At 71.7% G+C, this 22,486-nt stretch carries 21 protein-coding genes; 11 read left to right on the top strand and 10 right to left on the bottom strand.

What is annotated here, in order from left to right; genetic code table 11:
* Positions 1–29 precede the first annotated feature (29 nt).
* Positions 30–2,078, top strand: coding sequence for an APC family permease (locus FFT09_RS04790; RefSeq protein ID WP_024874538.1), 2,049 nt, complete (start codon positions 30–32; stop codon positions 2,076–2,078).
* Positions 2,075–3,277 (top strand): class I SAM-dependent RNA methyltransferase, encoded by a 1,203-nt coding sequence (locus FFT09_RS04785; protein WP_081190902.1) that lies wholly within the window; start codon positions 2,075–2,077, stop codon positions 3,275–3,277. The genes FFT09_RS04790 and FFT09_RS04785 overlap by 4 nt, the downstream gene beginning before the upstream one ends.
* Positions 3,278–3,417: 140 nt before the next feature.
* Here FFT09_RS04785 and FFT09_RS04780 read toward each other — a convergent pair whose 3' ends face one another.
* From FFT09_RS04780 to FFT09_RS04765, 4 genes are all read right to left on the bottom strand, one after another.
* Complete coding sequence (locus FFT09_RS04780) at positions 3,418–5,616, bottom strand: MMPL family transporter (RefSeq protein ID WP_138381924.1); 2,199 nt, start codon at positions 5,614–5,616, stop codon at positions 3,418–3,420.
* 84 nt (positions 5,617–5,700) lie between these two features.
* The gene (locus FFT09_RS04775) at positions 5,701–6,285 is read right to left on the bottom strand and encodes a TetR/AcrR family transcriptional regulator (RefSeq protein ID WP_138381923.1); all 585 of its coding nucleotides are present in this window, start codon (positions 6,283–6,285) and stop codon (positions 5,701–5,703) included.
* Between the two features lie 143 nt (positions 6,286–6,428).
* On the bottom strand, positions 6,429–7,811 hold the full coding sequence (locus FFT09_RS04770) for a GntP family permease (protein WP_081190899.1): 1,383 nt from the start codon (positions 7,809–7,811) through the stop codon (positions 6,429–6,431).
* A gap of 41 nt (positions 7,812–7,852) precedes the next feature.
* A complete protein-coding gene (locus tag FFT09_RS04765; RefSeq protein WP_081190898.1) occupies positions 7,853–8,380 on the bottom strand; it encodes a gluconokinase in 528 nt (175 codons plus the stop codon).
* Between the two features lie 95 nt (positions 8,381–8,475).
* Here FFT09_RS04765 and FFT09_RS04760 point away from each other — a divergent pair, with 95 nt between their 5' ends.
* Positions 8,476–9,192 (top strand): FadR/GntR family transcriptional regulator, encoded by a 717-nt coding sequence (locus tag FFT09_RS04760; RefSeq protein WP_081190897.1) that lies wholly within the window; start codon positions 8,476–8,478, stop codon positions 9,190–9,192.
* Positions 9,193–9,206: 14 nt separating this feature from the next.
* Here FFT09_RS04760 and FFT09_RS04755 read toward each other — a convergent pair whose 3' ends face one another.
* Complete coding sequence (locus FFT09_RS04755; protein WP_138381922.1) at positions 9,207–10,763, bottom strand: GMC family oxidoreductase; 1,557 nt, start codon at positions 10,761–10,763, stop codon at positions 9,207–9,209.
* Positions 10,764–10,934: 171 nt separating this feature from the next.
* Between FFT09_RS04755 and dxs the strand changes: the two genes are divergently transcribed.
* Genes dxs through FFT09_RS04740 form a run of 3 tightly spaced genes read left to right on the top strand, consistent with a single transcriptional unit; the run spans position 10,935 to position 14,749 of the window.
* Positions 10,935–12,863: a 1-deoxy-D-xylulose-5-phosphate synthase gene (dxs, locus tag FFT09_RS04750; protein ID WP_138381921.1), complete on the top strand. Its 1,929-nt coding sequence runs from the start codon at positions 10,935–10,937 to the stop codon at positions 12,861–12,863.
* 48 nt (positions 12,864–12,911) lie between these two features.
* Positions 12,912–13,607, top strand: coding sequence for a response regulator transcription factor (locus FFT09_RS04745; RefSeq protein WP_081190895.1), 696 nt, complete (start codon positions 12,912–12,914; stop codon positions 13,605–13,607).
* Entirely contained in the window at positions 13,604–14,749 is a 1,146-nt protein-coding gene (locus FFT09_RS04740) for a sensor histidine kinase (RefSeq protein WP_081190894.1), read from the top strand. The genes FFT09_RS04745 and FFT09_RS04740 overlap by 4 nt, the downstream gene beginning before the upstream one ends.
* 5 nt (positions 14,750–14,754) lie before the next feature.
* On the opposite strand, the gene FFT09_RS04735 is transcribed toward FFT09_RS04740, so the two are convergent.
* The 3 genes from FFT09_RS04735 to FFT09_RS04725 form a co-directional block, all read right to left on the bottom strand.
* On the bottom strand, positions 14,755–15,996 hold the full coding sequence (locus FFT09_RS04735; RefSeq protein WP_081190893.1) for an HRDC domain-containing protein: 1,242 nt from the start codon (positions 15,994–15,996) through the stop codon (positions 14,755–14,757).
* A gap of 68 nt (positions 15,997–16,064) precedes the next feature.
* Positions 16,065–16,781: a response regulator transcription factor gene (locus FFT09_RS04730; RefSeq protein ID WP_037333459.1), complete on the bottom strand. Its 717-nt coding sequence runs from the start codon at positions 16,779–16,781 to the stop codon at positions 16,065–16,067.
* Positions 16,782–17,196: 415 nt separating this feature from the next.
* Positions 17,197–17,748, bottom strand: coding sequence for a DUF3000 domain-containing protein (locus FFT09_RS04725; RefSeq protein ID WP_081190891.1), 552 nt, complete (start codon positions 17,746–17,748; stop codon positions 17,197–17,199).
* Positions 17,749–17,842: 94 nt separating this feature from the next.
* On the opposite strand from FFT09_RS04725, the gene hemE reads away from it, so the two are divergent.
* Genes hemE through FFT09_RS04700 form a run of 5 tightly spaced genes read left to right on the top strand, consistent with a single transcriptional unit; the run spans position 17,843 to position 21,707 of the window.
* The gene (gene hemE, locus FFT09_RS04720; RefSeq protein ID WP_208544366.1) at positions 17,843–18,907 is read left to right on the top strand and encodes a uroporphyrinogen decarboxylase; all 1,065 of its coding nucleotides are present in this window, start codon (positions 17,843–17,845) and stop codon (positions 18,905–18,907) included.
* A complete protein-coding gene (hemG, locus tag FFT09_RS04715; protein WP_138382052.1) occupies positions 18,907–20,334 on the top strand; it encodes a protoporphyrinogen oxidase in 1,428 nt (475 codons plus the stop codon). The genes hemE and hemG overlap by 1 nt, the downstream gene beginning before the upstream one ends.
* 4 nt (positions 20,335–20,338) lie before the next feature.
* Positions 20,339–21,031 (top strand): hydrogen peroxide-dependent heme synthase, encoded by a 693-nt coding sequence (hemQ, locus tag FFT09_RS04710; RefSeq protein ID WP_024874522.1) that lies wholly within the window; start codon positions 20,339–20,341, stop codon positions 21,029–21,031.
* A 20-nt stretch (positions 21,032–21,051) separates the two neighbouring features.
* Positions 21,052–21,312 (top strand): antitoxin, encoded by a 261-nt coding sequence (locus tag FFT09_RS04705; RefSeq protein ID WP_138381920.1) that lies wholly within the window; start codon positions 21,052–21,054, stop codon positions 21,310–21,312.
* On the top strand, positions 21,309–21,707 hold the full coding sequence (locus tag FFT09_RS04700; RefSeq protein WP_081190888.1) for a type II toxin-antitoxin system VapC family toxin: 399 nt from the start codon (positions 21,309–21,311) through the stop codon (positions 21,705–21,707). The genes FFT09_RS04705 and FFT09_RS04700 overlap by 4 nt, the downstream gene beginning before the upstream one ends.
* A 3-nt stretch (positions 21,708–21,710) precedes the next feature.
* On the opposite strand, the gene msrB is transcribed toward FFT09_RS04700, so the two are convergent.
* Together msrB and FFT09_RS04690 are read right to left on the bottom strand one after the other, a co-directional pair.
* Positions 21,711–22,136 (bottom strand): peptide-methionine (R)-S-oxide reductase MsrB, encoded by a 426-nt coding sequence (msrB, locus tag FFT09_RS04695; RefSeq protein ID WP_138381919.1) that lies wholly within the window; start codon positions 22,134–22,136, stop codon positions 21,711–21,713.
* Between the two features lie 10 nt (positions 22,137–22,146).
* A complete protein-coding gene (locus FFT09_RS04690; protein WP_081190886.1) occupies positions 22,147–22,446 on the bottom strand; it encodes a hypothetical protein in 300 nt (99 codons plus the stop codon).
* Positions 22,447–22,486 lie beyond the last annotated feature (40 nt).

Raw genomic sequence — 22,486 nt, 5'->3', positions numbered from 1 at the left:
CCGGGGTCACGGAGGTTTACGCTCCTGCCGTGTCCAAGTTCGCCACGGCGACGAAGCGTGTCCTGCTGGGCCGCCCGTTCCGCAGCGACCGCCTGCCCCGCACCCTGTTGCCCAAGCGGATCGCCCTGCCCGTCTTCGCCTCCGACCCGATGTCCTCCGTGGCGTACGCGCCGGAGGAGATCCTGCTGATGCTCTCGGCGGCGGGCGCCTCGGCCTACGTCTTCAGTCCCTGGGTCGGGCTGCTGGTCGCCCTCGTCATGGTGACGGTGATCGCCTCCTACCGCCAGACCGTGCGGGTCTACACGGCGGGTGGCGGCGCGTACACGGTGGCGACCGTCAACCACGGCACCCGGGTGGGGCTCGCGGCGGGCGCTGCACTGCTCGTCGACTACGTGCTGACCGTGGCGGTGTCGATCGCCTCGGCGGCGGCCAACATCGGCTCCATCGTTCCGTTCGTCGCGAATCACCGGGTGGAGTTCGCGGTCGCGGCGATCGTGGTCCTGGCGGCGGTGAACCTGCGTGGGGTCCGCGAGTCGGGCACGCTGTTCGCGATTCCGGTCTACCTGTTCGTGCTCGGCATCCTGGGGATGATCGTGTGGGGCGCGATCAGGACCTTCGGCTTCGGTGACGAACTGCGGGCCGAGAGCGCGGGGCTGGAGCTCGCGGCCGACCCCGACCAGCTGGCCGGACTCGGTTTCGCGTTCCTGCTGCTGCGGGCGTTCTCGTCCGGCAGCGCCGCGCTCACCGGTGTGGAGGCCATCGCCAACGGCGTGCCTGCGTTCCGCAAGCCACGGGGCCGCAACGCCGCCACCACCCTGCTGCTGATGGGCGCGCTGGCCGTGCCCATGTTCCTCGGGCTGCTGTATCTGGCCGACGCCGCCGGCGTGGTGATGGCCGAGGACCCGGCGAGCCAGCTGGTCAACGCCCCGGAGGGCTACGAGCAGAAGACCCTTGTCGCGCAGCTCGCCGGTGCGGTGTTCGAGCCCGGCTCGGGCGCCGTGTGGTACGTCATCTTCGTCACCGGTCTGGTGCTGGTTCTGGCCGCGAACACCGCGTTCAACGGCTTCCCGGTGCTCGGATCGATTCTCGCGCAGGACCGCTTCCTGCCGCGCCAGCTGCACACGCGCGGCGACCGGCTGGCGTACTCCAACGGCATCCTCGTGCTGGCCGGGCTGGCGATCGTGCTCGTGCTGGTCTTCGACGCGCAGGTGACCGCGCTGATCCAGCTCTACATCGTGGGTGTGTTCGTCGGGTTCGTGCTCAGCCAGAGCGGCATGATCCGGCACTGGCGGCGGGAGCTGCGGCACGAGACCGATCCGGCCACCCGGGCGCGGATGCGCCGGGCACAGGCGGTCAACGTGGTCGGGCTGGCGATGACGTCGTGTGTGCTCGCCGTCATCCTCGTCACCAAGTTCCTCGCGGGTGCGTGGATCTCCATCGTGGCGATGGCGGGGTTCTACTTCCTCATGCGCGCCATCCGGGCGCATTACGAACGGGTGGCCACCGAGCTGTCGGAGACCTCCGACGAGGTCACGCTGCCCGCCCGTAACCACGCCGTCGTCCTCGTGTCGCAGCTGCACAAACCCGCGCTGCGCGCGCTGGCGTACGCGAAGGCGACCCGCCCCGACATGCTGGAGGCGGTAACCGTCAATGTGGACGACGCGGAGACCCGCGCGCTGCAACGGGCGTGGGAGAAGCGCCGGATCTCGATCCCGTTGAAGGTGGTGGAGTCGCCGTACCGGGAGATCACCAAGCCGGTGCTCGACTACATCCGCCGGGTCCGCGGCAACCAGCCGCGTGACGTCGTCACGGTGTTCATCCCGGAGTACGTGGTGGGCCACTGGTGGGAGCAGTTGCTCCACAACCAGAGCGCGCTGCGGTTGAAGACCCGGCTGCGGTTCCAGTCGCGCGTGATGGTGACGAGCGTGCCCTGGCAGCTGGCGTCGTCGAAGCGCGTGTCCTCGCGGGCGGCGCGACGTCGCCGCCGCCCCGTGGCCGGGGACGTCCGGCGCGGCCTGCACGACACTCCGCCGGAGGGTTCCGGCACCCGGCGGGGGAACGGAGGAACCGGAGCATGACCGAGAACTGGACCGGGCGCACCGTGGAGCTCACCGTCGGTGCCGTCGCCCACGGCGGGCACTGCGTGGCGCGAGTGGACGGCAGGGTGGTGTTCGTCCGGCACGCGCTGCCCGGCGAGCGGGTGCTCGCCGAGGTGACAGAGGACGGTGGGAAGTCGTTCTGCCGCGCGGACGCCGTGCGGGTGCTCGCGCCCTCGCCCGACCGGGTGGAGCCGCCGTGCCCGGTCGCGGGGCCGGGGTTGTGCGGCGGCTGCGACTGGCAGCACGCGAGTGGCGCGGCGCAGCGCGCGCTCAAGGCGAGCGTGGTGGAGGAGCAGTTGCGGCGCCTGGCCGGGCTGGAGTGGCCGGTCAGTGTGGAGGAGCTGCCCGGCGGTCTGGTGCGGTGGCGGACCCGGACCCGGTTCGTGGCCGGGGCCGACGGGCACGCGGGACTGCGGGCCCACCGTTCGCACCGCGTGGTGCCGTTGACCGACTGTCCCATCACCACGCGCGGTGCCGTGGAGGCGGTACTGCCGCTTCCGTGGTCGCCGGGCGACGAGATCGAGACGACCGAGGACGCCGACGGCGCGGTCCACGTGCGGCGGCTGCCCGAGGGCGGTGGGCCCGGCGAGCAGCGGCGCGGCGGGGTGGCACGTGAGCGCGCCGCGGGACGGGACTGGCGCCTCGGCGCGCACGGGTTCTGGCAGGTCCACCCCGAGGCCGCCGCCACGCTCGCACGGGTGGTGGGGGAGTGGGCCCGCGCGGAGCCGGGCACGCGGGCCTGGGACCTCTACGCCGGTGCCGGGTTGTTCGCCGCGGTGCTCGGTGAGCAGGTCGGCGCACGGGGGACGGTGCTGGCGGTGGAGTCGGCCCGCCGAGCGGTGGCGGACGGCAAGGCCAACCTCGCCGCGCTGCGGCAGGTGCGGTGGCACTGCGCACCCGTCGAGCGGGTCCTGCGCGACCGGCGCGACCGGCCGGGCGTCGTGGTGCTGGACCCGCCGCGCAAGGGAGCGGGCCGGGCCGTGGTCGAGCGGATCGCCGGTGCGGGCCCGCAGCGGGTCGTCTACGTGGCCTGCGACCCGGCCGCGCTGGCGCGCGACGTCGCGACCTTCGCCGGCCTGGGCTACCGCCTGACCCGGCTGCGGGCCTTCGACGCCTTTCCCATGACCCACCACGTCGAGTGCGTGGCGCTGTTCGAACCGGCGGCCTCCGGGCACTGACACCGGTGCCGGACAGGTGAGGGCCCGGTCGCCCTCCCCCCGAGGAAGGCGACCGGGCCCTCGGTCACACCGTCGTCGCCCCGGGGACCACGGTGTGGCGGGGCGGGCACGAGGGTTTCCCGTGCCCGCCCGGGTGTGCGTCAGGAGCGGCTCGACACCGGCTCCCGCTCCGGCTCGGCGTCGCCGAGTTCGCGCTGGAGCTTCTCGCCCTCGACGTCGACGTTGGGCAGGACCCGGCCGAGGCCGCGCGGGAGCCACCACGCCGTCCTGCCGAGCAGGGCGAGCACGGCGGGCACGATCGCCATGCGGACCACGAAGGCGTCGAACAACACGGCGATGGCGAGGCCGAAGCCGATCATCTTGATCATCGACTCGGAGGAACCGATGAAGCCCGCGAAGACGCTGATCATGATCAGTGCCGCGGCGGTCACCACACGGGCGCCGTGCGTGAATCCGGTGACCACCGCCGTGTCCGGGCTCTCGCCGTGGACGTGGGCCTCCCGCATCCGGGTCACGAGGAAGACCTCGTAGTCCATGGCCAGGCCGAACACCAGCCCCACGAGGAAGATCGGCATCAGGCTCATCACCGGACCGGTCTGTTCCACGCCGACGAGTTCGGACAGCCAGCCCCACTGGAAGACCGCCACCACGGCGCCGAGTGCGGCCACGACCGAGAGCAGGAAGCCGAGCGCGGCCTTGAGCGGCACCAGGATCGAACGGAACACCACCATGAGCAGCAGGAAGGCCAGTCCGACCACGAGCACCAGGTAGGGCACCAGCGCGGCGTCGAGCTTCTCGGACACGTCGATGCCCATGGCGGTCTGCCCGGTGACGAGCAGGTCCGCGCCCGTGCGCTCGGCGATGGTTCCCGCCTCGCCGCGGATGTCGTGGACGAGGTCCTCCGTGTCGACGCTGCTCGGCGCGGACATCGGGATAACCGTGAGCATCGCGCTGTCCCCGCTCTGGTTGAACGTGGCGGGGGTCACCGCGGCGACGTTGTCGAGTCCCCGCAGTGCGTTGCCGGTCTCCTCGGCGGCGGCCGCGGGGTCGTCGCTGCCGGTGGCGTCCAGGGCCACGACCAGCGGGCCGTTCGTGCCGGGACCGAATCCCTGGGCGATCAGGTCGTACGCCTGCCGCTGGGTGGTGTCGGCGGGCTTGGCGCTGTCGTCGGGCAGGCCGAGTTGCAGGTCGGCGGCGGGCACCGCGATCACGCCCAGCCCGGCGACACCGGCGATCAGCACGGCGACCGGGTGGCGCAGCACGAACCGGGCCCAGCGGGTGCCCGCGCCGGGCTTGCCCTCGGAGGTGGGAGCGGCGGCGGAACGCTGCTTGCGCGGCAGGACGCGACGGCCCGCGAATCCGATCAGCGCGGGGATGAGGGTCAGCGCCACGAGCACCGCGAGCACCACCGCACCGGCCGCCGCGAGACCCATCTTCGTCAGGATGGGGATGTTGACGACCGCGAGGCCCGCCAGCGCGATGATGACGGTCAGCCCGGCGAACACGACGGCGGACCCCGCGGTGCCGGCGGCACGGCCGACGGCGTCGAGCGGGGCTCGGCCCTCGCTCAGCTCGGCCCGGTAGCGGGACAGGATGAACAGCGCGTAATCGATGCCGACGGCGAGCCCGATCATCGTCGCGAGGATCGGGGTGGTGCTGTCGAGTTCGAGGACGCCCGTGAGCGCGGTGATCACGGAGACGCTGATGCCCACGCCGATCAGTGCGGTCAGCAGCGGGAGCCCGGCCGCGATCAGGGAGCCGAACGTGATGAGCAGGACCACGGCGGCCACGATCACACCGATCACCTCGGTGGCCCCTGTCTCGGGAATGGTCGTCAGCGCGTCCCCGCCGACCTCCACGCGGAGCCCGGCGTCCTCGCCGGTCTCGACGGCGGCGTCCAGCGCGTCCCTCGCCTCGTCGGTCAGTTCGAACGCGGTCGTGGAATAGCTGACCTGCGCGTAGGCGATGCTGCCGTCCTGGCTCACCGCACGGGCCTGGAACGGGTCGACGGCCTGCTGCACCTGCGGGCTGCCGTTGAGGTCGGCGACGATCCCGGAGACCGCCCGCTGGTGGGCGGGATCGGTGAGCTGCTGGCCCTCGGGGGCTTCGAAGACCACGCGCGCCGTCGCGCCGTCGGGGCTGCTGCCGGGGAAGCGCTCCTCCAGCAGTTCGAACGCCTGCTGTGCCTCGGTGCCCGGGATGGAGATCGAGGTCGAGGCTGTGGATGACGCGGAGGCGGCGGCACCGCCCGCGGCGGCGAGCACCACCACCCAGAACACGGCGACGAGGCCGCGACGCCGGAAGGCGAAGCGGCCGAGCCGGTACAGCCACGTGGCCATGGGCAAGACTCCTGTTATCTGTGTGGGTGGAAACGGGCAGGCGGCGGCCGGGGTCACTCCGTCGGGGGGCCGAACCTCCGCCGGTCAGTCGATGCCGAGTACGGGAAACACCACGCCCTTGAGGTAGCTGTCCATGTAGTCGCCGTCGGCGTCGCGGTTCTCGAGCAGCCTGCGGGTGCCGAACGCGCCGAGGATGAGCTGCGGGACGAACGGCCGTGCGGGATTGTCGGGCGCCAGCTCGCCCCGCTCCACGGCGCGTCGCAGTACGGTGTCGACCAGTTCGAGCCCCGGCCGGATGTGGAGGTCGTAGAGCGCGCGCCACAGGTCGGCGTCCTTCGACACCGCGTGGGCCAGGCCGTTGAGCAGCGCGGTGTCCTCGGTCGCGTGATGCAACAGGTGCCCCACGAGGCTCCGCAGGTCCTCGGCGAGGGAGCCGGTGTCGACGTCCTCGGACGGCCCGGCGAGGTGGCGCAGCGCGGTGGCGATCAGGGTCGGCTTGCTCTCCCACTGCCGGTAGAGAGTGGCCTTGCTGGCGCGGGTGCGCGCGGCGATGGCGTCCATGGTGACGGCCTCGTAGCCCTGTTCGCGCACCAGTTCGATGACGGAGGTGAACAGCTCCCGCTCGCGCTCCGGCGTCAACCGGGTGCGGCGGGATGCCGACTCCACCATGCCTGCCCCTCAGCGAACGAAACTGTTTCGTACACCTTCGAGAGTAGGGACGGCGGCGGTGAGGTCGCAAACTTCTCGATCACTTCGCGGCCGTGAGCTGCGACACGGCCGCGCGGGGCGGCCGTGTCGCGAGCGAACGGAGTTCAGGCCACGAGGTAGAGCACGCTCGACAGGCCGAAGCCGACGAGCCCGATGGTGGTCTGCATGACCGTCCACGTCTTGAGCGTGGTCTTGACGTCCATCTGGAAGAACCGGCCCACGAGCCAGAAGCCCGAGTCGTTGACGTGGCCCGCCGTGACCGAGCCCGCGGCCAGTGCCAGCACGATCGCCACGACCTCGACGGAGTTGAACGCCCCGTCCGCCACCAGCGGTTGCACCAGCACCGCCGCCGTGGTGAGCGCGACCGTGGCCGAGCCCTGCGCGATCCGCAGCGCGGTGGCGATGACGTACGCGGCCACGATCACCGGCAGCCCGAGGTCGGACAGCGACTCCGCCAGGGCGTCGCCGATGCCGCTGGCCTGGAGGACCCCACCGAACATGCCGCCGGCACCGGTGATCAGGATGATCGCGCACACCGGGCCGAGCGCCGAGTCGAGCACCCGCTCGACCACGGCCATGCCCTTGCCGCGCCGGGTGCCCAGCACGTAGCTGGCGACGAACACCGTGATCAGCAGGGCGATCGGCGTGGAGCCGAGCGTGAGCACGACGTCGTACCAGCCCGCGTCGGTGGAGATCCAGCCCGCGTCACCCGCCGTGCTGAGGCCCGTGTTGGCGAAGATGAGCACCAGCGGAAGCAGCAGCAGTCCGATGACGGTGCTGGGAGCGGGCGGCTGCTCGTCCTGGTCGGCCTCGGTGTCGCCCAGGATGTCGGGCACCGGCAGCACGATGCGCTTGCCGATCCACATGCCGTACAGGTAGCTGGTGAGGTACCAGGTCGGCACGGCGATGAGCACGGCGAAGGCGATGACCAGGCCGATGTCGGCGCCCAGCAGTGTGCTCGCCGCGACGGGTCCGGGATGCGGCGGCACGTAGATGTGCATGACCGAGAAGGCGCCCGCCGCGGGCAGGCCGTAGAGCAGCACGCTGCCACCGAGCCTGCGCGCCACCGAGAACACGATCGGCAGCATGACGACGAGCCCGGCGTCGAAGAAGATGGGGAAGCCGAACAGCAGGGACGCGATACCCAGTGCCAGGGGTGCCCGCCGTTCGCCGAATCGCCGGATCATGGCGTCGGTGAGCGACTGCGCCCCGCCGCTGACCTCCAGCAGTCTGCCCAGCATGGCGCCGAAGCCGACCAGCAGCGCCACGCTCGCGAGTGTCGAGCCGAATCCCTCGGTGAGCGTGTCGAGGATCTGGCCTGCCGGGATACCGGTCGCGAAGGCGGTCGCGATGCTCACCACGACGAGTGCCAGGAACGCGTGCACCCGCAGTGTGATGATGAGCACCAGCAGGACGGCGATCGCACCCGCGGCGATGCCCAGAAGTGGGCCGACGCCGAGGGTCTGCGTCCACTCGTCGGTGTTCATACGAAGCTCCGTTGCTGTCGCGGTGGGTGGGGAGTGCGGACTTACCGTCCCGGGGGTGCGCCGGGGTGGAGGTCGAGCCGCAGCAGGGCGGACTCCACGATCTCCTCCGGCGACCGGGCGAGGTCGACGGTGACGCCGTCCTCGTCGGCGGCCAGTTCTTCGAGGTCGCCGAACTGTGAGTCCAGCAGCGAGGGCGGCATGAAGTGACCGGACCGGGTGCTCAGCCGATCGGTGACGAGATCCTGCCCGCCGGCCAGGTGGACGAACCGCACCCGGGCGCGGGCCTCACGCAGCACGTCGCGGTAGCCGTGCTTGAGCGCGGAACAGGTGACGACGGTGTCGATCCCGTTCCGGGACTGCTCGGTGATCCAGTCCCGCAGTGCCGCCAGCCACGGAGCCCGGTCGGCGTCGGTGAGCGGCACCCCCGCGGTCATCTTGTCGATGTTGGCAGGGGGATGGAACTCGTCGGCTTCGGCCATGGGCCAGCCGAGGGAGTCCGCGAGCCGGCGGGCGATGGTGCTCTTGCCCGCTCCGGACACCCCCATCACCACCAGGCAGGTGGCAGTCATGTCGCTCCTCGATCAAAAGGTGTTACTTTTGACGGCGAAAGATAACACCAATGAGTCCTCCCTGTGAAGACACGGTGCCGGGATAGGGTCGGTGCGTGAGCGTTGAGCCCGAGGCGGGCGTGGAGGTCCTGCACAACACCGTGCTGGACACCATGGGGTCCGAGATCACCAGTGGCGAGCTGGCCAGCGGCGACGTGCTCACCCTGGACCGCATTCAGGAGCGGTTCGGGGTGTCGCGCACCGTCGCCCGTGAGACCATGCGGGTCCTGGAGTCGATGGGCCTCGTCCGCTCCCGCAGACGCATCGGCATCACCGTGCAGGCGCGGTCGAGCTGGAACGTCTTCGACCCGCGCGTCATCTGGTGGCGCCTTGCCGGTCCCGGTCGCGACGACCAGCTCCGCTCGCTCACCGAGCTGCGGATCGCGGTGGAGCCGCTGGCGGCGGCCGCGGCCGCCCGCAGTGCCTCGGCCGAGCAGCGGGCCGAGGCCGTGGACATCGCCGCCCGCATGCGTGGTCCGGGTGAGGCGGGACGGCTCGACGAGTTCATGGAGGACGACGTCGCGTTCCACACCCTGCTCCTGCGCGCGAGCGGCAACGAGATGTTCGGCGCGCTCGCCGACGTGGTGGCCGTGGTGTTGCGCGGGCGCACCCAGCTCGGGCTCATGCCACACCAGCCCGTGCCCGAAGCGCTCGACCTGCACGAGGAAGTCGCGCAGGCGGTCGCGCGCGGAGTGCCCGCCGACGCCGAGGCCGCCATGACGGAGCTGCTGGCGGAGGTGCGCGACGCCATGCTGCCCCTGTGGCGGCGCTGAGAGCGCGAGCACGGTCAGCCGCGGCCCGCGTCCTCGGCGAGCAGGTCGGCGGCCTTCTCCCCGATCGCCATGGTGGTGATCCCCGGGTTGACCGCGACGAGGAACGTCATGACGGAGCCGTCCGCCACGCGCAGCCCGGAGACCCCGCGAACCCGCAACCGCTCGTCCAGCGGCGCCATGGGGTCGCTGGCCGGGCCCATCTTCACCGTGCACGCGGGGTGGTACACGGTGTTGTGGGTCTTGGTGATGTAGTCGGCGATCTCCTCGTCGGTGACCGTGGCGGGGCCGGGTGCCAGTTCCTCGCCCGCCCACTCCCGCATCGCGGGTTGCGCGACGATCGAGCGGGCGAGGCGGATGCCGTACGTCATCACGCGCATGTCGTGGGGATCGGTGAAGTAGCGGGGGTCCACTCTGGGCTTGTCGCGGAAGTCCGGCGTCCGCAGACGGACGGTGCCGGTGGAGCGCGCCCGGGTGACGTTCGGGGTGAGGCAGAACCCGTTCTCCGTGGTGGGGTAGCCGTGGCGCAGCGTGTTGAGGTCGAACGGCACCGAGCCGTAGTGGAACATCAGATCCGGCCGGTCGAGGCTCGGTTCGGTGGTGGTGAAGATCCCGATCTCCCACCACTGGGTGGATTCGGCCATCATCGGTCTGCGGGCCTCCCACTGGACCAGCCCTTCCGGGTGGTCCTGAAGGTTGCGGCCGACGCCGGGGGAGTCCACCAGGACGTCGATGTCGAAGCCCGCGAGTTCCTCGGCCGGGCCGATACCGGAGAGCATGAGCAGCTTCGGGCTGTCGATGGCGCCGCAGCTCACCACCACCTCATGGCGGGCGCGAATCTGTTCACTGTGGACCAGGTCCTCGCCGAGGATCTCCACGCCCGTACAGCGCAGCCCGTCGAAGGTCAGCCGCTTGGCTCGCACCCCGGTCCGGACCGCGAGGTTCGGCCGCCTGCCCAGGACGGGATGCAGGTAGGACACCGACGCCGACGCCCTGGTGCCGTCCTCTCTCGCGTTGATCTGGAACCAGTTCGCGCCGTGGGTGACGGTGGTGCCCGAGTTGAACCCGGTGGTCGGGATTCCCGCCTGCTCGCAGGCGCGCAGCAGCGCGGAACCCGCCGGGTCGTGCGGCGGCACCGAGCGGATGCGAACCGGGCCGGCCCGGCCGTGGTGCTCCCCGGGCCCGTCGTTGTTCTCCAGCTCGCGGTACAGCGGGAACATGTCGGCGGCCGACCAGCCCGGCAGCCCGAGCGAGGCCCACTCGTCGAGGTCCTCGGCCGGCGCCCAGAAGGCGATGCACGAGTTGTGGGACGAGCAGCCGCCCAGCACCTTCGCCCGTGCGTGGCGCAGGAACGAGTTGCCGTTCACCTGAGGCTCCACCGGATAGTCCCAGTCGTAGCCCGACTCCAGCAACGCCATCCACCGGTCGAGCCGCAGCGCCGCCTGGTCGTCCACATCGGAGGGACCGGCCTCGACCAGGCAGACGGAGGTGTTCGCGTCCTCCGACAGCCGCGCCGCCACCACCGCGCCCGCGGTGCCGCCACCGACCACGACGTAGTCGAACTCGCGCGCCATGGGCCTCCCCTCTCGTCCCGCTCGCCGCCGCGCGGGCGTGTCGAAGCCGTACGCGGCCCACGGACCAGTATCCGGCCGGATGCGCTCCGAAGCAGCGCTTCGCCCGACGGTGGGCGGTGTCCCTAGACTGAGCAGGACGAGGCAGCGACAACAACGGTAGCGAGGTGGAGCGTGACGTTGCTGGAGTCCGTGCACGGGCCGGCCGACCTCAGGCGGATGGACCACGAGGAACTGGCCGAGCTGGCCGGGGAGATCAGGGAATTCCTCGTGGAGAAGGTGCGCAGGGTGGGCGGTCATCTCGGGCCGAACCTCGGTGTCGTGGAGGTCACGCTCGCCGCGCACCGGGTTTTCGATTCCCCGAACGACGCGCTGCTCTTCGACGTCGGGCATCAGTCCTACGTCCACAAGATCGTCACTGGCCGTCACGGCGAGTTCGACACGTTGCGCCAACTCGGGGGCATCGCGGGCTATCCGGCGCGTGCGGAGAGTGAGCACGACGTCATCGAGAACAGCCACGCCTCCACCGCCCTGTCGTACGCCGACGGGCTCGCGAAGGCGTACCAGCTGGCGGGCGAGGGCCGGCACGCCGTCGCCGTCGTGGGCGACGGCGCCCTGACCGGCGGCATGTGCTGGGAGGCCCTCAACAACATCGCCGCCGATCCCGAGCGTCCGGTCGTGATCGTCGTCAACGACAACGGCCGGTCCTACTCGCCGACCATCGGGGGCTTCGCCGAGCACCTCGCCTCGCTGCGGCTGCGCAGGGGCTACGAGCGCCTGCTCGACGGCGGGAAGGAACTCCTGCAGAACACCCCGGTCGTCGGCAGGCCGATCTACACCGCGCTGCACGCGGCCAAGGCCGGCATCAAGGACGCCCTGAGCCCGCAGGTCATGTTCTCCGACCTGGGCATGAAGTACATCGGCCCGGTCGACGGGCACGACCTGGAGGCGCTGGAAAAGGCCCTGCTCAACGCCAGGGCCTTCGGCGGCCCGGTCATCGTGCACGCCGTCACCGAGAAGGGGCACGGGTACCCGCCTGCGGTGAACCACGAGGCCGACCAGATGCACCAGACCGACCCGATCGACCCGGAGACCGGCAGGCCACCGGCCAAGGGCACCAGCTGGACCTCGGTCTTCGGCGAGGAGCTGACCAAGATCGGTGCCGAGCGCGAGGACGTCGTCGCCGTCACGGCGGCGATGCTGCGCTCGACCGGCCTGCACACCTTCGCCGAGGCGTATCCCGACCGGTGGTTCGACGTCGGCATCGCCGAGCAGCACGCGGTGACCTCGGCCGCCGGGCTCGCGATGGGCGGCCTGCACCCGGTGGTGGCGGTCTACTCCACGTTCCTCAACCGCGCGTTCGACCAGTTGCTCATGGACGTGGCGCTGCATCGCCAGCCCGTCACGCTCGTGCTGGACCGCGCTGGCATCACGGGCCCGGACGGGCCGAGTCACCACGGCATGTGGGACCTCTCCCTGCTCGGCATGGTGCCCGGGATGCGCGTGGCCGCGCCCCGCGACGCGGCCACCCTGCGCGAGGAACTGCGGGAGGCCGTGGCCGTCTCCGACGGGCCCACCGCGTTGCGCTTCTCCAAGGGCGGCGTCGTGGAGTCGGTCCCGGCCGTGGAACGTCTCGGCTGTGTGGACGTCCTTCGCCGCGACGAGCAGAAGGACGTGCTGCTCGTCGCCGTCGGCGCCTTCGCCAAGCTCGGGCTCGCCGCCGCGAGCCGGCTCGCCGACCAGGGCATCGGCGTCACCGTGGTCGATCCGCGCTGGGTGCTGCCCGTTCCGGAGGAACTGGTCGCGCTCGCCGCGTCGCACCGGCTGGTCGTCACGCTGGAGGACAGCGGGCGGCACGGTGGCGTCGGGTCGGCGACGGCGGCGGCGCTGCGCGACGCCGACTGTGACGTCCCGTTGCGCGCTCTCGGGGTGCCCCAGCGATTCCTTCAGCACGGCAGCAGGGACGAGGTGCTCGCGGGCATCGGGCTCACCGCGCAGGACGTGGCGCGCCGGGTGACGGAGTGGGCCGCGGGCAGGCTCGGTGGCGCGACGAGCGGGGCGGAGGAGCGCGCCGATGAGGCGGTCGACACACCGCGGGACTGACGCGGTGTCCATCAGGTCTCTCTCAGGTAGCTGTGACACGGTGTTGACGTGCGCGTATTGGTGGTAGAGGACGAGGCGCCGCTGGCGGAGGCCGTCGCGCGGGGCCTGCGGCGCGAGGGCATGGCCGTCGATGTCGCGTTCACCGGGGACGACGGTCACGAGAAGGCGACCGTGACGCGCTACGACGTCGTGGTGCTGGATCGGGACCTGCCGGGAATGCCCGGTGACGAGCTGTGCCGGGAGATCGTCCACTCGGGAGAGCTGACGCGGGTGCTGATGCTGACCGCGAGCGGCACGGTGTCCGACCGGGTCGAGGGCCTCTCGCTCGGCGCTGACGACTACCTCGCCAAGCCGTTCGCGTTCCCCGAGCTGGTGGCCCGGGTGCGGGCGCTGGGCCGCAGGGCGACTCCGGCGACCCCGCCGGTGCTCGTCGCGGGCGACGTCGAACTGGACCCGGCCAAGCGGATCGTGACCCGCGCCGGGGCACCGGTCGAGCTGACCCGCAAGGAGTTCGGCGTGCTGGAGGTGCTGCTCGCGGCGAAGGGCGCCGTGGTGAGCAGTGAGGAACTGCTCGAACGGGTGTGGGACGAGAACGCCGACCCGTTCACCACCACGGTGCGCGTGACGGTCATGACGCTGCGCAAGAAGCTCGGCGAACCGGGGCTGATCGAGACGGTGGTGGGTTCGGGATACCGGGTGCCCGGCGCGGGGCCTGCCGGGGACTCTGGTTCGCTGGAGCGGTGATCCGCCGCAGCGGCCTGCCCGCGCGAAGCCTGCGTGCCCGCGTCACCGTGCTGGCGACGACGCTCGTCGCCGCGGTGAGCGTGCTCCTGCTGTGGCTTGCGTGGCAGCTCGTCGGCGACTCGGTCGCCGCCGTGCCGCAGCTGCCGCCCGGAACCCTGGTGCGGGTCGACGGCGTCGACGTGGAGGCGTCGGTACTGGCCGACCACCTGCGGGAACAGGCACGGGAACGCATGGTCGCCGCGGGCGTGATCTCGTTCGTGTTCGTGGTGGTCGCCGCGGGCATCCTGGCGTGGACGCTCACGGCCCGGGTGCTGCGGCCACTGCGGGAGATCACCGGCACGGCGCGCAGGTTGTCGGTGGAGTCGATGGGCGAGCGCATCGGCGCGGTGCGGACCCGCGACGAGCTGGCCGAGCTCGCGCACACGTTCGACGCGATGCTCGACCGCCTCCAGGGCGCGTTCGACGCCCAGCGGCACTTCGTCGCCAACGCCAGTCACGAACTGCGGACGCCGCTGTCGGTGATTCGGACCGAGCTGGAGGTCACGCTCGCCGACGAGCACGCCGACGAGGCCGAGCTGCGTCGCATGGCCGGCGTGGTGCGCGACGCCACAGACCGCGCCGAGCGACTCGTGAACTCACTGCTGTTGCTCGCCCGCACCGACGGTGCCGAACTCGCCGTGCGCGAGCCGGTCGACCTCGCCGCGGTGGTGGAGACCGCGTGGCGCGCGGCCCGGGCAGGTGCGCAGCGCAGGGGCCTGCACGTGGAGTTCGACCTCGCCCCCGCCCTGACCCGGGGCGATCCCGCGCTGCTCGAACGTGTCGCAGGCAACCTGCTGGAGAACGCCGTCAACCACAACGTCGAGGGCGGGTGGATCGCCGTCTCCACCCGGCAGTGGAGCGGGCCGTGGGTGGGCCTGTCGGTCCGCTCGTCCGGAGACGTCATCGACCCGGAGGCGGTGGCCGGGCTGTTCCAGCCGTTCCGGCGGGCGGGAGTGGCCCGCACCGCCCGGACCGGCGCGGGCCTGGGTCTGTCGATCGTGCAGGCCGCGGTGCGCGCGCACGGCGGAACCGTGGGAGCCGAACCGGTGGGCGACGGTGGGCTCGCGGTGTCGGTGGTGCTGCCGGTCGCCGCCCAGGGCTGAGGTGATCAGCCCCGCGCGTGCAACGCGCGTGCGAGGGCGGGCACCGTCAGCTCGATCTGCCACGGCCGGGCCCCGCCCAGGGCGAGCGCGTCGGCCACCCGCTCCGGAACCGGGTCGGCGGGCGGGCTCCAGCAGAGGCGGCGCACGAGTTCCGGCAGCAGCAGGTTCTCCACCGGAAGCTGATGGTGCTCAGCGACCTCGGCCAGCGACGCCTTGGCCGCGCCGAGCCGGGCCGCCGCGTCGGGGTCCTTGTCCGCCCAGCGGTTCGGTGGCGGTGGGCCGTCGTTCGTGACGGCGGTGCTGGGCAGCTCGGCATCGGCAAGGCTGCGCGCGAGTTGCAACTGGCGCAGCCAGCGCGTCGTGTGCCTGCGCTGCATCTTGCCGCCGAAGACGGGAAGCTGTTGCAGCTCGGCCGCGGTGCGGGGATCGGTCAGGACCGCGTTGACGATGGCGCTGTCGGGCAGGACCCTGCCGGGTGCGCGATCGCGCCTGCGGGCCAGTTCGTCGCGGGCCTCCCACAACGCCCGCACGGCGGCGAGTCCCCGTGCGGTTCGGATCTTGTGGATTCCCGAGGTACGCCGCCATGGCTCGGTCCTCGGTGCGGGCGCCGGTGCGGTTCGCACGGCCTCGAACTCCTGCCGGGCCCACTCCAGCTTGCCCGACTCCGCCAGCTGCGCCTCCAGGCGCTCCCGCAGCGGGAGCAGCAACTCGACGTCGAGAGCGGCGTAGTTGAGCCAGTCGACCGGCAGCGGGCGCCGGGACCAGTCTGCCGCGCTGTGCCCCTTCTCCAGCCGGTAGCCGAGCAGCGACTCCACCAGCGTGCCCAGGGCCACGCGCTGGTAGCCGGCCAGCCGTCCCGCCAGTTCCGTGTCGAACAGCGACGGTGGGTGCAGCCCCAGCTCGGCCAGGCACGGCAGGTCCTGCGACGCCGCGTGCAGAATCCACTCGTCGGAGTTGAGCACCTCCGCGAGCGGCGCGAGATGGTCGCGCACGGGAATGGGGTCGATGAGGAACGTTCCGGCGCCCTCGCGCTTGATCTGCACCAGGTAGGCCCTCGGCCAGTACCGGTAACCCGACGCGCGCTCGGTGTCCACGGCGAGCGCACCATGGCCGCCCGCCAGCCGCTCACAGGCGTCGCGCAGCGCGTCCGGGTCGTCGACGACGTCCGGGGTGCCGTCCGCGGGCTCGGTCAGCGGGAGCGGCGCAGCGTCGCCCGCCGCCTCGGAGCCGTGAGCTGCGTTGTCCACGACAGTGAACCCTACGGGACGGGTATACCGCGCCTGGTCCGCCCGCCCCGTAGGGTCCTGTTCGTGCTCTAGCGGATGACGCCAGCACGCATCGCCAGCGCCACCATCTGCGCCCGGTCACCGGTGCCGAGCTTGCGGCCGATCCGCGACAGGTGCGATTTCACCGTGAGCGCGGAGAGGCTGAGCTCCTCACCGATCTCCTTGTTGGACTGGCCGTCGGCCACGAGTTGCAGCACCTCGACCTCGCGGGCCGACAGCTCCCTCGGAGTGTTGTCGGTGCCGGCCACGCGGGTGCCGGTGGCCAGGACGGGCGCCACGCTCGGGTCGGCGTACACGCCGCCCTCCAGTACCCGCCGGACGCCGTCGGTGACGACCACCGGCGACGCGGACTTCAACAGGTACGCCTGCGCCCCGGCCTGGAAGGCCGAGCGGACGGCGTACGGATCGTCGGAGGACGCCAGGACCACGACGCGGAGCCAGCCGCTGCTGCGCAGCTCCGTGACGAGCTCGATCCCGCTTCCGTCCGGCAGTCCGAGGTCGAGTATCGCGAGGTCACACGGGCCGGTCGCGGCCGCTCTCGCTCTCGCCTCCGCGACGGTCGCGGCCTCGTGGACCGTGCCCGCGCCCATTTGCGCAAGTCGTGCGGCGATCGCCTCCCTCAACAGTGGGTGGTCGTCGACCACCAGCACAGAGAACAGTTCCTCCCGCGGGTGCGGGACCATGCTCGCCGGCAAGGTGCCGGCTGGCGTGGATCGGACGGCCTGAGTAAAGCCGACGGCAGCCACGTCACTACCTCCCTGGAGTCGGTCGTGCCCCCCGACCGGCACCGGGACTTTCGGCCAATCAGCCGCGCCAGCTTTAGACCGAAAGTGGTGTCGTCGAAAGCACTCTAGCCGCCCAAGTGGGTCAGTGGGGGCAATCACCGTGGATCTATCCCTATCGGGTAACTCCTCACCACCTTGTGGATAGCGCATTCGGGTTCTTGTACGCAAAGTGGTTAACGGCTCGCGCTGTGTCGACGATGTACACAAGTTCCCGGGGGCCACGCGCGCGTGCATCTGCGCTGTGCACCGGCCCGAGACGACGGTTTCCGGCGCCACGGCGGGAGGTTCGGCAATACACCGGATCGGCCGGATCGGCGAGGAATCTTCCCTGACGTGAGGGAAGAGTACGGGGTGTGCGGAATCGGGGGCGCGCCGGTCAGCCCCGGCGTTGCCCGAACGCCGTGACCCCGACCGGAGGGAGACCCGCGTAGTGCGCGAGGGTCTGGGAGAACGCCTCCCCGTGGGGCTCCAGCTCGGGGCTCGTCGGGGTCCACGACGCACGAAGTTCGACGTCGTCCGTGCGCGAGGGCCCCGAGATGTCGCCGAAGCGCGCCGACGACGTTCCGGTGACCGTGCCGCCGAGCGCGGTCCACGAGGCACCCGACGCGTCGAGCGCGTCGGTGAGCCACGACCAGCCGACGGCGGGAAGGAACGGATCGGTGGCCAGCTCGGGGTCGAGCTCGGCGCGCAGGTAGACGACGAGGCGGAAGACCCCGTCCCAGCCGTCGTGGCCGTCGGGATCGTGCAGCAGGACGAGCCTGCCCGTGGCGGGAACGTCGTCGGGTCCCGTGGTCTCCGCGGCGAGCGCGAACGCCCAGGGCGCCAGGCGCTGGGGCGCCTTGATCGGCTCCAGCGTCACCTCGGGCCGCGTCCTCACGGAACGCAACGCGGCAACGGCGGCACGAAACTCTTCGGGCGCCTGGGTCATCGCGGTCACCGTCCGACTGTAGGACGCCGGGCGTACCGGCTGGGAACAGGCGCGCCGGGGGTGGCCCGACCAGGGCGGCATGGCACGATTGTCGGTGATGACAACTACTCCGGTGCCGGCCCGCCGTGATCTCTCAGAAGCCCCGCTGCTCGTCGCCGCGCGGGGCGGCGCGCCCGCTCACGTGCCCGTGTGGTTCATGCGCCAGGCAGGTCGGTCCCTGCCCGAGTACCGGCGACTGCGGGAGGGAGTACCGATGCTGTCGGCGTGCTTCGATCCCGAACTGCTCGCGGAGATCACGATGCAGCCCGTCCGCAGGCACGGGGTCGACGCCGCCATCCTCTTCAGCGACATCGTGGTCCCGTTGCGCGCCGCGGGCGTGAACATCGACATCGTCGCGGGCACCGGGCCGGTCGTGGCCGAACCGGTGCGCTCCCGCGACGACGTGGCCCGGTTGCCCGAGCTGGAGCCCGAGCAGCTGCGCCCGGTCGCCGAGGGCGTGCGCCTGCTGGTGGAACGGCTCGGCCGGACCCCGCTGATCGGGTTCGCGGGAGCACCGTTCACGCTCGCCTCTTATCTGATCGAGGGCGGCCCGAGCAAGCACCACGCACGGACGAAGGCGCTGATGCGCAGCGAACCCGAGCTGTGGCACGCGCTGGCCGCGACACTCGCCCGGACCACGTCGACGTTCCTGCGCGCCCAGCTCGACGCGGGTGTCGACGCCGTGCAGCTGTTCGACTCGTGGGCCGGAGCGTTGTCGGAGAAGGACTACCGCGAGTTCGTGCTGCCGCACTCGGCCGCCGTGCTGGCCGACGTCGCCGAGTACGGCGTGCCGCGCATCCACTTCGGTGTGGGTACCGGCGAGCTGTTGCCCGCCATGCGCGAGGCCGGTGCGGACGTGGTCGGCGTGGACTGGCGGCTGCCGCTCGACGAGGCCGCCCGCAGGCTGTCCGTGCCGGGGCTGCCCGCGCCGGTGGTGCAAGGCAATCTCGACCCGGCGCTGCTGGCCGCCTCGTGGCCGGTCGTCGAGGACGAGGTGCGGCGCATCGTCGCCGAGGGCCGCGCCGCGGGCGGGCACATCCTCAACCTGGGCCACGGCGTGCTGCCCGAGACCGATCCCGAGGTCCTGACCCGCGTCGTGGAACTGGCGCACAGCCTGTGATCTCCCGCGACGCCTCCACCCCCTCGCGCGTCGTCGTGGTCGGCGCGGGCATCGCGGGGCTCGCCGCCGCGTGGCGGCTGCGCGCGGAGCTCGGCGCGTCGGCTCGCATCGTCGTGTGCGACTCCGCGTCCCGGCCCGGAGGGAAGATCCACACCGCCGAGCTGGCCGGAAGGCCGTTCGACATGGGAGCCGAGGCCGTGCTCGCCCGCCGCCCCGAAGGTATCGCGCTGCTGCGCGAGGTCGGGCTCGGCGACCGGATCGTGCACCCCACCGCCGCCTCGGCCACGCTGCGCGCGCGGGGAGAGACGGTCGCGCTGCCCAAGGGCACCCTGATGGGGCTTCCCGCCTCGCCCGACCCGATGGCGGGTGTGCTGTCCGCCGACGGGGTGCGGGCCGTGGCGGCGGAGGCGGAGAAACCCGCCGTGCGGCTGCCGGACGACGACGTGTCCCTGGGCGGCCTGGTACGCGAGCGGTTCGGCGACGAGGTGGTGGACCGCCTCGTCGACCCGCTGCTCGGTGGCGTGTACGCCGGGGGAGCGGACGGGCTGGGGCTGCGGGCTGTGCTGCCCCCGGTGGCCGCGGCGTTCGACGCGGGCGCCGCCACCCTCACCGAGGCCGTGGCCCGGTCGTTGCCCGCCCGGTCGAGCGCGGCCCCGGTGTTCGCCACGCTGCCGGGCGGGCTCGGCGAGCTGGTGGACCGGCTGGTGGCCGGCAGCGGGGCCGAGCTGCGGCTCGGCGAACCGGTGCGCGAGGTGCTGCGACACCCGGACGGCGGCTGGCGGGTGCGCCTCGGCGCCGCGGCTGCCGCACACGCCCCGGCAGAGCCTGAGCTGGCGGCCGACGCCGTGGTGCTGGCCGTGCCGCCACCCGCCGCTAGCAGACTGCTCGCCCCGCTCGCTCCCGAGGCCGCCGCCGCGTACGCCGAGGTGGAGCTGGCGTCGATGGCCGTGGTCGCGCTCGCCCTGCCGCCCGGAACGGAGCTGCCGCCGTCGTCCGGGGTGCTCATCGGGGAAGGTGAGCGGCGCCGGGACTCCAGCCACTTCACGGCGAAGGCGTTCACGTTCTCGGCGCGGAAGTGGGAGCACCACGCCCGGGCGGGCGAGCCCGTGCTGATGCGGGGTTCGGTCGGCCGCTTCGGGCAGGCGGACGTGCTGCGGGTCTCCGACGACGAGCTGGTCGAGCGCGTGCGCTCCGACCTCGCGGAACTCACGGGTGTCACCGCGTCGCCGGTGGACTCCGTGGTCACGCGCTGGGGCGGTGGGCTGCCCCAGTACGGCGTGGGCCACACCGCCCGCGTCGCCCGGATCGAACGGGCCGTCGAGCGGCTCGACGGCCTCGCGGTCGCCGGGGCGGCGCTGCAGGGTGTGGGGATCCCGGCATGTGTCGCGACCGGAGAAGCCGCCGCCCTGCGGCTGGTGGGACGATAGCGTCATGGCGCGGTTGAACTATCAGGAACTGAACGACACCATCCGCTACACGGCCTGGTCCGTCTTCCGGGTCGAGCCGGGCAGGCTCGGCGAGGACCGGCAGCGGGCGGCCGCCGACACGACCGCCTACCTCGACGGCCTGGAGAACAAGGGCGTCGTCGTCCGTGGGGTGTACGACGTGGCGGGGCTGCGCGCGGACGCGGACTACCTGATCTGGTGGCACGCCGAGGAGATCGAGCAGGTGCAGGCCGCCTACACCGGCTTCCGCCGCACGCCGCTGGGGCAGGCGTCCACGCCGGTGTGGAGCCAGGTCGCGCTGCACCGGCCCGCCGAGTTCAACAAGAGCCACATCCCCGCGTTCCTGGCAGGCGAGGAGCCGCGCAAGTACGTCTGCGTGTATCCGTTCGTGCGCTCCTACGAGTGGTACCTGCTGCCGGACGCCGAGCGTCGCACCATGCTCGCCGATCACGGCAAGGAGGCGCGCGACTACCCGGACGTGCGCGCCAACACCGTGGCGTCGTTCGCGCTCGGCGACTACGAGTGGATTCTCGCGTTCGAGGCCGACGAGCTGCACCGGATCGTCGATCTGATGCGGCACCTGCGCGCCACCGAGGCCCGCAGGCACGTCCGCGAGGAGACGCCGTTCTACACCGGCACCCGCGTGGAGCCCGGCGAGCTGGTTCTCGCCCTGCCGTGAATTAGCGCTAGAATAGCGCTATGGCCACCATTCAGATCAGAAACATTCGCGAGGACGATTACGAATCGTTGCGCCGGGCTGCGGAGTCCGAAGGCAAGTCGTTACAGGCCTACATGCGGGAGCAAGCCGGAACTCTCGCCCGCCGAGCCAGGAGGAAAGCCTTGTTCGACAGTGCTCGCGAGTCCGCGGCCGCGAGCGGTCAGGGTGAGATTAGCCGTGAGAGCATCCTCGCCGATCTAGATGCCATCCGCGGTCCGTGGCCCGAAGGAAGCGACGAATGAACGCGGAGTACGTGCTGGATGCGTCGGCCGCGCTGCAACTGCTGCTCGGACCGGCGGGCACTACGTCACCGCTTGAACTGGTACCGAACGCCGATTTGCACGCGCCACACCTGTTCGACGCTGAAGTTGGTGACGTCCTCCGCCGCAAAGTAACGTCGGGTGAGCTTGACGCTGACTGGGCGGCCTCGGTCGTGTGGGCACTGGACGCGCTGGTCGACCAGCGGTATCCACACGCCGGGGTGATCGGGCGACAGGCATGGGAACTGAGGCATCGCGTTCGTTTCTACGACGCGCTCTACGTTGCGCTAGCGGCTCGGCTTGATCTTCCACTGCTGACGGCGGACCTGCGCCTCAGCCGCGCGCACGGGTTGCCCTGCAAAGTCGAGACGGTATGAAGCTCAGTCCTCGGCCGGGACCAGGCGCAGGGCGAGCGAGTTGATGCAGTAGCGCTGGTCGGTGGGCGTGGGGTAGCCCTCACCCTCGAAGACGTGGCCGAGGTGGCTGTGGCAGGTCGCGCACAGCACCTCGGTGCGTACCGCGCCCAGCGAGCGATCCTCGCGCAGCAGGACGGCGTCGGAGTCGGCGGGGTCGAAGAACGACGGCCAGCCGCAGTGGCTCGCGAACTTCGTGTCGCTGCGGAACAGCTCGGCGCCGCAGGCGCGGCAGTCGTAGACGCCCGTGGTGGTGGTGTCGGTGTACTCGCCGGTGAACGGGCGTTCCGTGCCGGACTGTCGCAGGACCGCGTACTCCTCGGGCCGCAACTCGGCCCGCCACTGCTCGTCGGACTTGACGACCTTCGGGTTCGGTTCGGTACGGGAGTCCATGGTCTCCAGGTTAACCCGCGAGCCAGGCGAACAGATCGCCCAGGATGTCCCATGCGCTGAACAGGACACCGACGAGGATGAGGCAGATGATGAGCAGGGCCACCCACCAGCGCAGACCGCCTGCTCGCGTGCTGCCCTCGGCGAAGTCGGCGACGCCCCGCAGCGATCCCTCCACGGTGAAGTTCGGGTCACAGCGCTGCATCCGGTCCAGGTGTTCGGCGAACTCCCGAGCTTCGGGATCCTGCGGATCCAACCCGACGAGGTCGTCGTCGAAGCGAGGGTGCCGCTCGGCGCCCGGGTTCTCGGCCATATCTCCACGGTAAGCCACGTGGCGGGCTCCTCCCACGTGA

Source organism: Saccharomonospora piscinae (assembly GCF_005862235.1).
Lineage (GTDB): Bacteria > Actinomycetota > Actinomycetes > Mycobacteriales > Pseudonocardiaceae > Saccharomonospora > Saccharomonospora piscinae.
This window is presented reverse-complemented; position numbering and strand designations above follow the sequence as displayed.